We start from the raw sequence: 14,746 nt of genomic DNA on the forward strand, positions 1-14,746 counted from the left end.
AGCTTGAACCAGATGATCGAGCGCACACCTCCGCATAACAACGAAGCAGAGCAGTCGGTTCTTGGTGCAATATTTTTAGAACCACAGGCACTGATAACCGCATCTGAAATATTGATGCCGGAAGATTTCTATCGGATCGCACATAAAAAGATTTTTGAAACTATGCTTGTATTGAATGACAGAGGTCAGCCAGTCGATTTGGTGACAATCGCCGAAGAGCTCAAAGTAAAAAATGAGCTCGAAGACGTCGGGGGCATTTCGTATATTACAGAGCTTGCCAACGCAGTTCCGACTGCTGCAAACATCGTCTATTATGCAAATATCGTTGATGAAAAAGCTTTGTTACGCAGATTGATCCGCGTTGCAACTGACATTGTGGAAGACGGCTACACACGGGAAGACGAAGTAGAAGCCTTACTTGGTGAAGCCGAGAAGAAAATGATGGAAGTGTCCAATCGGAAAAATGCGGGTGACTTCCGTCATATTAAAGATGTATTAGTGGAGACGTATGACAATATTGAATTATTGCATACACGTAAAGGTGATGTAACAGGAATTCCAACCGGATTCCGTGACTTGGATAAGATTACGGCAGGCTTCCAGCGTAATGACTTGATTATCGTGGCGGCTCGTCCTTCTGTTGGTAAAACCGCGTTTGCGTTGAACGTAGCGCAAAACGTGGCAACGAAGACAGAAGAGAACGTCGCGATCTTCAGTTTAGAGATGGGTGCCGAACAGCTTGTCATGCGTATGTTATGTGCAGAAGGTAACATTGACGCACAAGTACTGCGTACAGGAAACCTTGAAGCTGACGACTGGCGCAAGTTGACAATGGCTATGGGGTCGTTATCAAATGCAGGAATTTTCATTGATGACAGTCCAGGTTTGCGAGTGAATGAAATCCGTTCGAAATGTAGACGTCTGCAACAAGAACACGGTCTCGGTATGGTGATGATTGACTACATGCAGCTGATCATGGGAAGCGGCCGTGGCAGCGACAATCGCCAGCAAGAAGTATCTGAGATTTCCCGTTCATTAAAAGCACTAGCTCGTGAACTAAAAATCCCAGTCGTTGCACTATCCCAGCTATCACGGGGGGTAGAGCAACGCCAAGATAAGCGCCCTATGATGTCTGACCTTCGGGAATCAGGGAGTATTGAGCAAGATGCCGATATTGTCTCCTTCCTCTACCGGGAAGACTACTATGATAAAGAAACCGAAATGCAAAATATGATTGAAATCATTATTGCCAAGCAACGTAACGGCCCAACTGGTACAGTAACGTTGGCATTTGCAAAGGAATACAATAAATTCCTTAATATCGACTGGAGTCAGCACGAATCGCCTCCGTCTTATGAATAAAACAGCGCGCTCTTCTTCTACCACCGTAGAAAAGGACGCGCTGTTTTTTCATCGTTCCAAACAAGCCGCTCCCATCTGAAAAAGTGCGATTTTACACAAATCGTGATAGAGTTAAAGGATATGGAAAGATATATTTCAGCTTTATAATCAGGCTGTAACCATAGAAGAGATAGATTAGTGTTCCATATACCATACAATTTCACATTACTTAATTTAGTCGTGGAACGAGAACATAGCTGAAAATTCAATCGCCAATTATGGTGAGAAAGGAACAAATCATGCAAAATAAAACGATATTTATTGTAGACGATGAGAAACCCATCGCAGACATCATAGAATTTAATTTGAAAAAGGAGGGCTTTAATGTCTTTTGCGCATACGACGGTGAGGATGCTATCAACCGTGTAGAAGAAATCCAGCCAGACCTTATGCTACTTGATATCATGCTCCCTAAACGAGACGGCATGGAAGTCTGTAGAGAAGTACGGAAAAAGTATGATTTCCCTATTATCATGTTGACAGCCAAAGACTCGGAAATCGATAAAGTCTTAGGACTTGAACTAGGCGCAGATGATTATGTCACTAAGCCATTCGGCACGAGAGAATTAATTGCCCGAGTTAAAGCCAACCTGCGTCGTCACGCAAGAACTATAGCGGAAGACCAGGAAGAAGAAACGAACGATATCACGGTAGGTCAACTTGTCATCCAACCCGATGCATACTATGTTCAAAAGCGTGGAGTGACAATCGAACTGACGCATCGTGAGTTTGAATTACTGTATTACCTAGCCAAACATATTGGTCAAGTGATGACACGTGAGCATTTACTACAAACCGTATGGGACTATGATTATTTCGGAGATGTACGAACGGTCGATGTAACGATTCGACGTCTTCGTGAAAAGATTGAAGACACGCCGAGTCATCCAAGCTGGATCGTCACGAGACGTGGTGTAGGCTATTACTTGCGCGATCCGGAACAGGAGTAAGCCCCTATGCATAAGGTAGGTTTTTTTCGGTCGATTCAAGTTAAATTTGTTTTGATTTATGTCCTGCTTATACTTGTGTCCATGCAAATTATCGGGCTGTATTTTGCTCGTGAATTGGAACAAACATTAAAAGATAACTTTACGAACTCGATTGTAGACCGTATGAATTTAGTCGAGTTCAGTGTGCGGGAAGAGATTACAAAAAAACGTAAGGACAGTGATCCCACACTAGAACAAAGCTTAAAAAATGTCTTGGTCGAGTTCACTTCAGATGACATTATTGAAATACAGGTTATAAACCCCAAGTATCGCATTCTGGCGACATCTTCATTCGACAATCAAATGAGGGTAGGCCAACATTCGACTAATGATAATGTAAGAAAAACTATTACATCAGAGACGATGAAAGATGTCGTGATGATTGATCCACAATCTCATAATCGCGTCCTTTCCTTAGCCAAACCGATCTTTAACGGCAATGAAATTGTAGGGTCGCTCTATGTAGAAGCCAATATTGAATCGGTTTTTCAACAAATTGAAGAAATCAATCGAATATTGGCAGGGGCGGCCGCGGTATCTCTAACCATTACAATAATAGTCGGGATCTTTATTGCCAGGGCATTTACCCGACCAATTTCAGACATGCGGCGACAAGCACAGGCGATGGCCAAAGGGAACTTCACACGAAAGGTTAAAGTGTATGGATCGGATGAGATGGGTCAGCTAGCCATCGCATTCAATCACTTAACTAACCAGCTGCAAGAATCGCAGTCTACTACTGAGAGTGAAAGGCGAAAGTTAGCCTCGGTTCTAGAAAATATGACAGATGGTGTCATTTCAACTGACCGCAAAGGACGAGTGAGCTTAATTAACGACTCAGCATTACAAATGCTCGGTGTAACGAATGACCTTGTCATCAATCGACCTATCGCTAGCATTCTGGGTATAGACGATGAGTATACGTTTGAGGAATTGATCCAGATGAGAGAATCGATTCCACTGGACTTTAGTACAGAAGATCAAGCATATATTTTACGGGCAACAATTTCTGTTACCCAGCGTGAAACAGGATTCGTAAACGGCTTAATTGTCGTATTGCATGATAATACGGAGCAAGAAAAGATTGATATGGAACGTCGTGAGTTCGTTTCAAATGTTTCACATGAACTGCGTACACCACTTACTACAATGCGTAGTTATCTTGATGCATTGGCAGAAGGGGCTTGGCGCAATGAGGAGATCGCTCCGAATTTCTTACATGTTACGCAAAATGAAACCGAGCGAATGATCCGACTTGTGAATGATTTACTGAAACTTTCACGTATGGACAGTAAAGAATATGAATTGAATAAAGAATGGGTGGAATTTAATCGGTTCTTCAACGCTGTTATTGAGCGCTTTGAATTTTCAAAGTCGCAAAATGTACGATTCACACGGAATTTGTATTCAAGTAGCCTATTCGTGGAGATCGATACCGACAAATTAACGCAAGTACTAGACAATATCATTTCTAACGCCTTGAAGTATTCGCCGGATGGCGGAGAAGTTCGCTTCGGTGTAACGGTCTCAGGTGATTATATTAAAGTAATGATTTCGGACGATGGAATGGGGATTCCTAAATCCAATGTCAATCGAATTTTCGACCGTTTCTATCGTGCAGATAGAGCTCGTTCCCGTGCACTCGGTGGAACTGGCCTCGGCCTCGCTATTGCTAAAGAAATGATTGTGGCACATAAAGGAGATATTTGGGCGCAGAGTGAAGAAGGAAAAGGAACGACGATCTTCTTCAAGTTGCCATTTGAACAACAAGAGGACGGTGAGTGGGATTGAAATACATTGAACCAATTAAATCCATCGTATTGTTGTTGCTTGTCTCACTGAGTGTCCTATTCACTTTGGCAATTTGGAACTATTCACCGAATTACGAGCCAATGGAAAAACTACAGACTGTCGATATATCCATTTCTGAGAAGAAAACAATCGATGAAATCATTAAGCCATATAAAATCATCACGAATTTAAAAGATCAGATACTGGGCTCTACGCATACCGAAAAGATCGACAGGATCCTAACAGAAATGAATACATGGGATTTATCTGATCTTGAACTAGTGAGACAAGACATGAATAAGTTTGATTTTGCACAAATCTTACGGCAACCAAGCCAAATGACGTTCTACTTCACGGGTGAAGTACCCATGCAAGTATATGACAATGTATTATTAGTAGATGACATAAATATTCCAGAAGCCAGCTTTAATCGTCTAATCATTGACTGGAGTCAATCCACTCAAGCACCAGTTATTCATTTACTCAGTGAAATGAGCGGCTTACATTATCAGATGCAAGTGACGCTACCGAATAAAACTAGCTTCCTGCGCAACGTAGTGGATGTCGGTCAATCATTCGATGAGTATACGGAAATCGATCGTGGCAATGCACCATTTCTCGCTGTACCAAAAGATCCTATCACCGCTATGGGGAAGACGTATTATCAAGAAGAGATCAAACCATTACGTTTCCGTGATGCATTATTCAGTGACCCCAATGCCGTACGGCGTAATCAAGTCGACTCAACGCATGAAGAATATGGAGATGATCATGCTTTCATGAATATCGATACCGAGATCAAAAGGTTGAATTATGTCATGCCGGCAGTGGAAAGTCAGGATTTCATGCTCCCTTCAGAATTGTTGTTGAATACTATCGATTTCATTAATGAACATGGTGGTTGGACGGATGAGTTCCGCTATGCCTATATGAATCCATATTCCCGCTATGTCCGGTTCCAGCTATATGTCGATGGTTTGCCCGTCTTTAGTGATCAATCAGGGATGAGTGAAATTACGGAGACATGGGGAGATGATCGCGTCTTCAAATATATACGCCCATACTACACTTTAGATGTGGAAATTGAACAGGAACAAAAGAAACTGGAACTACCTTCAGGAGTAGAAGTGGCGAAGGCTTTACGAGAATCGGAAGAACTAGATTTTGATATGATCGAGGAAATCACTCCAGGCTATTATATGATTCATGATATTGACGATGAATTAATTATTTTACAGCCTTGCTGGTATTATCTCATTAAGGATAACTGGTTACGCTTCACTCCAGAAGAATTGCAAGGAGGTGGTATGATTGGATTGGAATAGAACAAAAACAATCTTTATCATCGTCTTTTCAATTCTCAATGTCTTTCTGTATTGGCTGTATTTGGACAGGCAAATGGGTGTCGGAAATATGCAGATTCTCGGGAAAACTTCCGTAGAAGAAACCTTAGCACTGGAGAATATTACGTATGATCCTATTCCTTTCAATAAAAAGGATGTCTCGTATTTGTCGGCCCATCTCGCCACCTTTCCTACTGAGAAATTAGAAGAGTTAAGTGATCAATCGGTTGTCTTAATCGAAAAATCACGATTACTATCCCACATGAAAAAAGATGTAAAAGTAATTGAGGAGAAAGGCGACTATGATTTTGACGAGTTCTTAAAGAAGTATGTGCTCAATGGAAAGGATTACGTGCTCTGGGACGTGGACGAAGAAGAGCGGAGCGCCGTATTCTTTCAACGGGTAAAGAACGAAACCATCTTCTACAGTCCAAACGCCATGCTCATCATGCACTGGGACAAAGAAGGCAAAGTCACGCATTATGAACAACGTATGCTCGACGAGTTCTTGAGTTTTAATCATAAAAAGGATTTACTGTCGCAAGACGATGCCGTCTCCTCACTTGTTACACGTGGCTATCTGAAGCCTGATTCTACTGTTATGCAAGTCAAATCAGGTTATTCGACACTTGTTCAGCTGACAGAAACTCAAGTATTTGCACCGACGTGGAATGTTCAGGTAAAATTGAAGGATGGAACGATAGAACATTACTTCATCAATGCGATTGAAGGAAAAGTCATTGAGTTTCAAACGGATATGTTAGAAGAACCAACAGAATAGGAGTTTTCCACATGCGATTTAGCATTTTGGCGAGTGGTAGTACAGGCAACTCGCTATATATAGAGACCGAAGAGCACGCTTTTCTCGTAGATGCCGGCATGAGCGGTAAGAAAATTGAAGGTTTGCTTGGATCGATCAATCGCTCGATGAAACAAATTGACGGCATTTTCGTCACACATGAACACAGTGATCATATTAAAGGAATCGGCGTACTTGCCCGGAAATATAAAACGCCTATTTATGCCAATGCTAAAACGTGGCAGGCGATGGACGGACTGGTAGGAGAGATTCCCGTTGATCAGCGTTTCCATTTTGACATGGAAACGGTGAAAACATTTGGCTCACTGGATATCCAGTCATTTGCTGTATCCCATGACGCAGCCGACCCAATGTTCTATACGTTCAATGAAGGTGACCGCAAACTGGCGATTATTACGGACACAGGCTACGTCAGTGACCGTATGAAGGGTCATATCCACGGAGCTGACAGCTTTGTATTCGAAAGCAATCACGACGTCAGCATGCTGCAGATGGGACGTTACCCATGGTCTATCAAACGTCGTATACTAAGTGACGTAGGCCACGTATCGAATGAAGATGCTGCTGTCGCAATGAGTGAAGTAGTAGCTCAAAAAGAAGCACATATTTATTTAGCTCATCTTAGCTTAGATAACAATATGAAAGACTTGGCGCGCATGAGCGTAGCACAGACCCTCGAAGATTGCGGCATTCGTGCAGGGGAATTTGTTCACTTGCATGATACGGATGCATCAGAATCTACAGAGCTTGTGCTAGTCTGAAGTAAATGCGAAAAGCCTTGCTAAATTAGTGAGGCTTTTTGCATTTTCAAAGAGTTATTGGGGTACAGTACATGTAGGAATACTTTCTGATAAGGAGGAAATGCGGATGGATGATGAGAGAAGAGAACAAGGAAGAGAAGAGACGGAATGGCAAAAGCCTATTTCACCAGTAGAACCGAAGCGAGACCGAAAACGAAAAGGCGGTTTCTGGCCAGCTTTACTTGGTGCGTTATTAGGTGGGGTCATCGTATTTTTGGTCATGATGTACACTACCGGCTCATCAAGTTCTGACGATGTTGCAACGTCTAAAACAACGGAAGTCAAAACCAACTCGGAACATGCCCAAGTATCAATGGACATCTCAAGCGAAATTACGGATGTGGTAGGTGACGTTGCAAATGCTGTCGTTGGTATCACAAATATCCAGACAGTCCAAGACTTCTGGTCTTCCACAACGTCTACGCAAGAAGCCGGCTCTGGTTCTGGTGTTCTGTATAAAAAAGAAGGCGACAAAGCATATATCGTCACCAACCACCACGTCGTAGAGAATTCCGAACAACTCGAAGTTAGTTTTGATGATGGTACAAAGGTTGAAGGGAAATTAATCGGCAGTGATCTATGGACGGACTTGGCTGTAGTTGAAATTGATGCAAAACACGTCGATACAGTGATAGAATTCGGTGACTCAGACGCATTAAAACGTGGGGAATCAGTTATTGCAATTGGTAACCCATTAGGACTTGGTTTTGCAGGATCCGTTACGGTAGGTGTAATCTCTGGTAAAGACCGATCCATTCCAATGGACCTAAACAAAGACGGCAACGTCGATTGGCAAGCAGACGTCTTACAGACAGATGCTGCGATCAACCCAGGGAACTCCGGTGGCGCTTTAATTAACATGGCGGGTCAATTGATCGGGATCAACTCCATGAAGATCTCTGAAGCAACAGTAGAGGGAATCGGACTGGCTATTCCAATCAACATCGCATTACCGATTATCGAGCACTTAGAAGAAACAGGACAAGTAAATCGTCCGACAATGGGCGTATCGTTACTTGATCTTCAACAAATCCCCATTCAGCAACAGCAACAGACATTGAAGTTGCCTGAAGAAGTAACGGAAGGTGTCGTCGTAACAGATGTCATGCCGAATTCATCCGCAATACAAGCTGGCGTAAAGAAGTATGATACAATTGTTCAACTGGATGAAGAGAAAGTGACGGATATGGTCAGTCTACGTAAGTATTTGTATAATAAAAAAGAAATTGGCGATCCATTGAAAATTACAGTCTATCGAGATGGAAAGAAACTGGACTTGGAAATGGTATTGAAAGACGGAAATACATTCTAAGAGAAAGTACATTGTCCACACAGTGAACAACTTTCCGTCCACATCAGGCATCTAGCGAAAATGCGCTATGATGCCTGATTTTTTTATGAAGTTATCCAATTGTGGATAAAATCTAAATAATGTGTATAATATTGTGTAAAAGAAAACGTTTGGAAAATAATATATAAAACCAAAGTGACAAGTGTTAATCCCTTACAGGTCAACAGGTTGTGGTATTTTCATTTTTAATGGGAATTAGATAATCCTCTTCAAATTATAAAACAGATAAAAAGTTATCCACAAAAGTATGATACAATAATCAGAGAAATTGACATGTAGTACGGAACAAATAATCGGACACAATATGTAGATAAGATTGTGGATATGTGCATAAGTATTGTGTATAACATTTAGAGGGAGAGTGGATAAACTGTGAATATATCAATTGTGACCGTGGGTAAGTTAAAAGAGAAGTATTTAAAACAAGGAATAGAAGAGTATACAAAACGTCTGAACAGCTATGCAAAAATGCAATTAATCGAAGTGGCGGACGAAAAAGCACCTGAAACACTAAGCGAAGCCGATATGGAAATCGTTAAAAAGAAAGAAGCCGATCGAATTTTAGCGAAAATTGCACCAGACGCGTATGTCATTGCACTAGCAATCGACGGGAAAATGAAAACTTCCGAGGAATTCGCAGCCAGTATCGATTCATTGATGACTTATGGTAAAAGCAAGATTGTCTTTGTGATTGGCGGATCGCTCGGCTTACATAGTAGTGTATTGCAGCGTTCGAATGAGAAGTTATCGTTTTCTAAAATGACGTTTCCGCATCAGTTAATGAAGTTGGTGTTGGTGGAGCAGATTTATCGTGGGTTTCGGATTATTAAGGGGGAACCTTATCATAAGTGAATGTAGGTTTAGAGATAATACTCTAAGTTCATTAAAAATTCCTAAGGGAACTATGGGTAGAGCAGTAGTTTACTCTACAAAGTAGCTATACAAGTATCCATCCATGCTAAGGATCTTTTCAACGGTTATACTAAAAGAGAAAACATATAACGCTTGAAAGGGGTCCTTTAAAAATGGCACAATCATTAACTGGAAAAGTAGCATTTGTTACTGGCGCAGCAAGAGGTATAGGGAAAGCAACGGCACTTCACTTAGCAAAAGAGGGAGTCCATATTGGATTACTTGCAAGAACAGAGTCTACTTTAAAAGAGGTAGCAACAGAGCTTGAAAGCTTTGGCGTGAAAGTCGCATATGCAACAGCTGATGTTTCATCTCAAGAGCAAGTTGAAGCAGCAATTGCATCACTAACGAATGATCTAGGAACTGCGGATATTTTAATAAATAACGCAGGCATTGCAACATTCGGTACTGTCTTGGAGATGGATCCAGAGGAATGGAAAAGCATAGTAGATGTCAACTTGATGGGTACATATTATGTGACACGTGCTGTATTACCGCAGTTAATTGAAAAAAATGCAGGTGACATCATTAATATTTCATCTACAAATGGTTTAAATGGGGCAGCTACTTCAAGTGCTTACAGTGCATCTAAATTTGCGATAATTGGCTTTACGGAATCATTGGCACAAGAAGTACGTCGAAATAATATTCGTGTTTCTGCTCTAACACCAAGTACTGTAGCAACAGATTTAGCGATAGATTTAAATTTGATTAAGGAAAACGATGACTCTAAAATGATTCAATCAGAAGACATTGCTGAAGTGATAGTCAATCAATTGAAACTAAATCGACGTCTTTACGTGAAGACAGCAAGCTTCATTGCGACTAATCCATTTTAATTTATTTGATTGATGAAATATGAACAGGCCCGTCCAGATAAACTGGACGGGCCTGTTTTGATCGTTCAACGGAGATTTTGTTATTAATACGTAGTTACCGTGTGAACGTTTGGAGTTACTGTATATAAATCTGTTCCGTCTTTTGGTAATTCGGAAATAACACGTAACCAGCCATTCGTTTGTGATGGCGTAGCAGAGAGCGTTATAGGCATTTTATCCAAACGTTTAATCGTCCAATCGAGCTTATACTGATACGCACGATTATGATTTACGATAGGCTCTTTTCGAATACTAACTTCGCGACTTGTCGTGAAGCCGATATCATGTTTTTTATAATCTGTACTGCCAAGTTCTTGATCTATATTATACATATGGCCCGCTATTTTTTCACCCCAGTACGGGTCTGAAGCATAGCGAACATTCATACCGATCATTTTATTACCGAGCGCAACACCATTGTACCGGTACGCCTTCATATTCAGCGGATCTAAGTAATACGTATTTAACTGATTCACTAGAGCCGAGATATTCTCCATGATGGTTGAATAGTATTTCTCCGAAGAGGTAACGACATTTTCTGAACAGTGCGCATCATTGTCAGGCACAGTTAGTCCGAATAGATTGTTGTAGTTTTGTGCGTGACAACTCATGCCGTAATCACTTTCGTGAATAGCGAGTGATAAAATGAATAATGCATTTATGCGATGCTCTTTTTCAATTGATTTTAATGTGCCGCCTAGCTTTTTTAATGGACTTTTCGCTGTAGCATTTGTATATCTTCCACCCGTTTGTTCTTTTGCGAAAAGTTGACTGTTAATATACGTATCTAACTCTGCCGCGCTATAGTTTGTTGGCACACGTGGTGATAGATATTGGAAGTAGGCATAACTTTTACCTGCAATTTCACCATTTTTATTGGTGAAATTTGCGCCGTCTACACTATAATAATTGACGCCTACGTTTAGAAACTCTGGTTTTTTACCAACTACATATGCACCGTCGTATTTTCCACTATGATGGTGATAAACGTAATGCCATAAGCCTTGTTGATTCGCCTTATAATACGATTGTCCTTTCGCCGTGGCAGTAGGAATGAGTGTGACATCTTCTTGTTTGACGTACATGTCTTGTCCACCTATATGCACCTTAACGTAATCTGCTGTAGCGTCTACATAAATAAGTTCCGTATCAGTAGCAACACCTGTATATTCATATTTTGATGTAAAGGTTGGCTCTTTGTAAATAGATGTGACGGTTTGAGTATTGGTTGCTACAAAACCAGATGGAATTTTAACATATTGTTCATTTAGCATGATACCTTGATCGTCTTGTAAGTATGCATTTGCTTTATCAAAAGTAGGGTGGCTTGAGGCAACTGAATAAGTTCCATTTTCACGAATATCGACAATAGTATAGACCTCTGTTGCGATCGTAAAAGGTTTTGTAATAGGCTGTTTTAAAGCTTTAACTTCTTTACCGGCTTGTCCTAAGATATCCGTTGTAATATGCAGAGTATAGTTCTGGCCTAGCTCATAGCCTGCTTTAGGTGGGTGAACAGTTACCACACGATCGTTTACGGAAACTTGTGCGGCTAGCTTTTCCTTTTTGCTATTCAACACGTAAATAGCATTAGATTTGACGCTAGATTCAACTACAGGAAAGTTGAATTTAATTGTCCATGTTTTATCAACGGGTACATTGGTTGCTTCATCCGTAAAAACGGTTGCATTTGCTGCTGATAGCGGCACTAGTATAAATAATGTCACTAGTAACCAAAACACATGCCATTTCTTTATTAAAAACATCACTTATCCTCTTCCTCTCTAGTTAGTAGTTCAGTAGTATTAATCATACACTGAATAATGAGGGAATAGGTAAAATATTTGTTTTAGGAAGTTGTACTTTTCTTTTCCTTATACTATAAGCTGTTCGGAGTGCTTTAATAGTCTAGATGACGCTGTGTCCAATTCAATATACACAAGGTGAAACCCTTCTAAATCCCTCTATCTCAATACTGCTACATCTAGTAGAGAGAATAGTTGTAGCGGTATCTTCGTGCATCCCACAATATAAAAAACGGCCTCTAATCTTCATGTAGGGTGTGTACATCTACATAAAGGAAAGAGACCATCTATTTATTTCATTGAACTATTTATAACAGTTCCGGGAATAAGTAATTTAATATATCTGTCGTCACTCGACGTGTTTCACCTTTATAAGGGTAAATATGCATATACATCGAAGGATTAAAGTTCGCTTCAATGATGCCATACGCACCTGGATTCGCTGCGGGCACATCGAGGTCTTCAATGATGAAATCAATTCCGCTGATTTTTGCGCCTAGAGCGGCTACTGCCTCTACTGCAATCTTCTTATAATCATCGGAAAACTGATCGGTTACATCAATTGAGTCTCCACCAGTACTGACGTTGGAGTTTTCACGTAAGTAGACAATTTCACCGTCCTTAGGGATTGAATCCAGTTGATAGCCTTGACCTTTCAGCATGAGAACTTCTAGTTCGCCCAGCTGAATAAGTTCTAATGGCGTACGGTGGTCTGTACCTCTTAGTGGATCACGGTTCTTTTCTTCAACCAGTTCCTTAATCGAGTGTGTGCCGTCTCCTGTGACGTTCGCAGGAACACGCAACATAATGGCAAGGACTTTATCGTGTAATACGAAGAAACGGTATTCTGTGCCGTCTAAGAACTCTTCTACCAAGACAGACGAGTCTTCATCGAATGCAAGTGTAATTGCTTGCTCGTAGTCCTCGTAACTGGCGCCATCTTTAAAGATAGATATGCCGATTCCGTAGTTCGTTGTTTTTGGTTTCACAACGAAAGGCGTCTTAGCAAACATCTCATAGGCACGCAAAGCTTCCTCTATATTACTGAACTCGTCACCACCCGGCACACGATAGCCTTCTTGTTGAAGAATTTTCTTCGTGACCGTTTTATTTTCCATAATCAAAGTAGAGACATACGTATCTTTACTTGTCATATTACCGTTCTTGACGAATTCTACATGGTCCCGTAATTTGAGCTTCAAGAACTGATCTTGACGGTCTAAAATTTCTACTTGGATACCATGTTGAAATGCATCAAACATTAGAATCTGCGTAGACAATTCCATATCCGTAAAGCCCGTTAACTCATACGGTTTTTCCCATAGAGTAGCGTAGGTTTCTTTTGCAATTTCCATAGCTACTTGATGTTGACTACTTTTTTGGCTTTCCGTATACAGTCTGCCAGCTAGAGTCTTCGAAGGATCTTCTAGCATAGTTCTCAAATTGCTAAATAACGAGTCGGAAACAGGGAAGCCCAATTCTTTAGACATTTTTTCCATACCGTCAACTAGCTCATATGCTTCTGCTTCAAATGTTGTATGTGACAATGGGTGCTCAAGCGCAACGACATCATTCCGCGCATCGCCTATCTTTCCATACTCATCACTTTCTGGATGTTCATCTTTCTGCAGAAGATACAGTGAGAATATATGTAAGAACTCCGCTTGTTCATAACTGATTCCATTCGTCTCAAAAGGATTTAAATCGATATTTCGTAATTCTACATAACGGACACCCTCGGTCAAGAATTCCTCTACACGCTCGCTTCCACGTAAGCGCATAGCGGTATAGAATTCTTTTTCTTCCACAAGCAAACCTCTATTTACAACACAAGATAAATCTTCAATATACTTCTCTATAGAGCTGAATGAGACTTTCACGTCATCGTGATTTACATAGCCGAATCTGCTGCTCCTAATACTTCTAACCGGTTCATTAGGCTGATCATCACAACCGTAGAAGTTCTCATTACTAGTAGGGGAGGCACCGTAAAAGTACGTCACAAGCCAGCGGTAGTATAAATAATTTCTAGTAAGTTTTAAGTAAATCTTTGTTTTGAAGTGCCGGTAATTATCGATATCCGACTGTAAATCAAATAGTTTCTCGAGTAATTCATCACTGAACTCAAAGTTAAAATGGATCCCACAAATCATTTGTTTTCTGCGACCATATGAATTAGCTAAAGAGCGTCGATAAAGAACATTTTCAAAGTTGTCCAATTTCGCAATTTTGATATCTTCCTCTTTTTCAGGAAGTGCAGGAGGCATGCTTAATGGCCATAACATTTCTCCTTTGCCCATGGAGCGGTATGCTACATCATGGATAGCCGATAGATAATCAAATAATTCGTCCCGTGTGTTCAGGACAGGCGTGATCAATTCCATTTGTGTTTCCGAGAAGTCGCGCTGAATATACGGATGTTCATCTGCCATTCCAATGCTTGCAGGATGATCCGTTGTCGCTAAATTCCCCGCAAGATCCACGCGTTGGCCTTCTTTTTCAATACCATACCGAGCTTTCAGAACATACGGCTTCACACGTTCATCGGTTAACATTTTCTTTAGATTCATCGTAACTGTCCCTCCTATGTAATAGATTTTAATACGTTCCTTCTATCTTAATTCATATGCTCTTAAAAACAAAAACATCCACATTA

General features: G+C 40.8%; 11 protein-coding genes. 9 read left to right on the top strand and 2 right to left on the bottom strand.

Annotated elements, in window-relative coordinates:
- Positions 1 to 12 precede the first annotated feature (12 nt).
- The 9 genes from dnaB (at position 13) to CSV72_RS12225 (ending at position 10,246) form a co-directional block, all read left to right on the top strand.
- Positions 13 to 1,362, top strand: coding sequence for a replicative DNA helicase (dnaB, locus tag CSV72_RS12185; RefSeq protein ID WP_369802918.1), 1,350 nt, complete (start codon positions 13 to 15; stop codon positions 1,360 to 1,362).
- A 278-nt stretch (positions 1,363 to 1,640) separates the two neighbouring features.
- Positions 1,641 to 2,351, top strand: a complete 711-nt coding sequence (yycF, locus tag CSV72_RS12190) for a response regulator YycF (RefSeq protein ID WP_099678565.1) — start codon at positions 1,641 to 1,643, stop codon at positions 2,349 to 2,351.
- A gap of 6 nt (positions 2,352 to 2,357) precedes the next feature.
- Complete coding sequence (gene walK / locus CSV72_RS12195) at positions 2,358 to 4,181, top strand: cell wall metabolism sensor histidine kinase WalK (RefSeq protein WP_099678566.1); 1,824 nt, start codon at positions 2,358 to 2,360, stop codon at positions 4,179 to 4,181.
- Complete coding sequence (locus CSV72_RS12200) at positions 4,172 to 5,506, top strand: YycH family regulatory protein (protein WP_099678567.1); 1,335 nt, start codon at positions 4,172 to 4,174, stop codon at positions 5,504 to 5,506. The genes walK and CSV72_RS12200 overlap by 10 nt, the downstream gene beginning before the upstream one ends.
- A complete protein-coding gene (locus tag CSV72_RS12205; RefSeq protein ID WP_099678568.1) occupies positions 5,493 to 6,305 on the top strand; it encodes a two-component system regulatory protein YycI in 813 nt (270 codons plus the stop codon). The genes CSV72_RS12200 and CSV72_RS12205 overlap by 14 nt, the downstream gene beginning before the upstream one ends.
- Before the next feature lie 11 nt (positions 6,306 to 6,316).
- The gene (locus tag CSV72_RS12210; RefSeq protein WP_099661860.1) at positions 6,317 to 7,105 is read left to right on the top strand and encodes an MBL fold metallo-hydrolase; all 789 of its coding nucleotides are present in this window, start codon (positions 6,317 to 6,319) and stop codon (positions 7,103 to 7,105) included.
- 106 nt (positions 7,106 to 7,211) lie between these two features.
- Positions 7,212 to 8,456 carry a S1C family serine protease gene (locus tag CSV72_RS12215; protein WP_099678569.1) on the top strand — a complete coding sequence of 415 codons (1,245 nt, stop codon included), beginning with the start codon at positions 7,212 to 7,214 and terminating at the stop codon, positions 8,454 to 8,456.
- Positions 8,457 to 8,867: 411 nt separating this feature from the next.
- Positions 8,868 to 9,347 (top strand): 23S rRNA (pseudouridine(1915)-N(3))-methyltransferase RlmH, encoded by a 480-nt coding sequence (rlmH, locus tag CSV72_RS12220; RefSeq protein ID WP_099678570.1) that lies wholly within the window; start codon positions 8,868 to 8,870, stop codon positions 9,345 to 9,347.
- A 173-nt stretch (positions 9,348 to 9,520) separates the two neighbouring features.
- Positions 9,521 to 10,246, top strand: a complete 726-nt coding sequence (locus tag CSV72_RS12225; protein WP_099678571.1) for a 3-ketoacyl-ACP reductase — start codon at positions 9,521 to 9,523, stop codon at positions 10,244 to 10,246.
- Between the two features lie 83 nt (positions 10,247 to 10,329).
- Here CSV72_RS12225 and CSV72_RS12230 read toward each other — a convergent pair whose 3' ends face one another.
- A complete protein-coding gene (locus CSV72_RS12230; RefSeq protein WP_099678572.1) occupies positions 10,330 to 12,051 on the bottom strand; it encodes a glucosaminidase domain-containing protein in 1,722 nt (573 codons plus the stop codon).
- A 347-nt stretch (positions 12,052 to 12,398) separates the two neighbouring features.
- Complete coding sequence (gene gshAB / locus CSV72_RS12235) at positions 12,399 to 14,660, bottom strand: bifunctional glutamate--cysteine ligase GshA/glutathione synthetase GshB (protein WP_099678573.1); 2,262 nt, start codon at positions 14,658 to 14,660, stop codon at positions 12,399 to 12,401.
- Positions 14,661 to 14,746 lie beyond the last annotated feature (86 nt).

It is taken from the genome of Sporosarcina sp. P20a (assembly GCF_002743175.1).
GTDB lineage: Bacteria > Bacillota > Bacilli > Bacillales_A > Planococcaceae > Sporosarcina.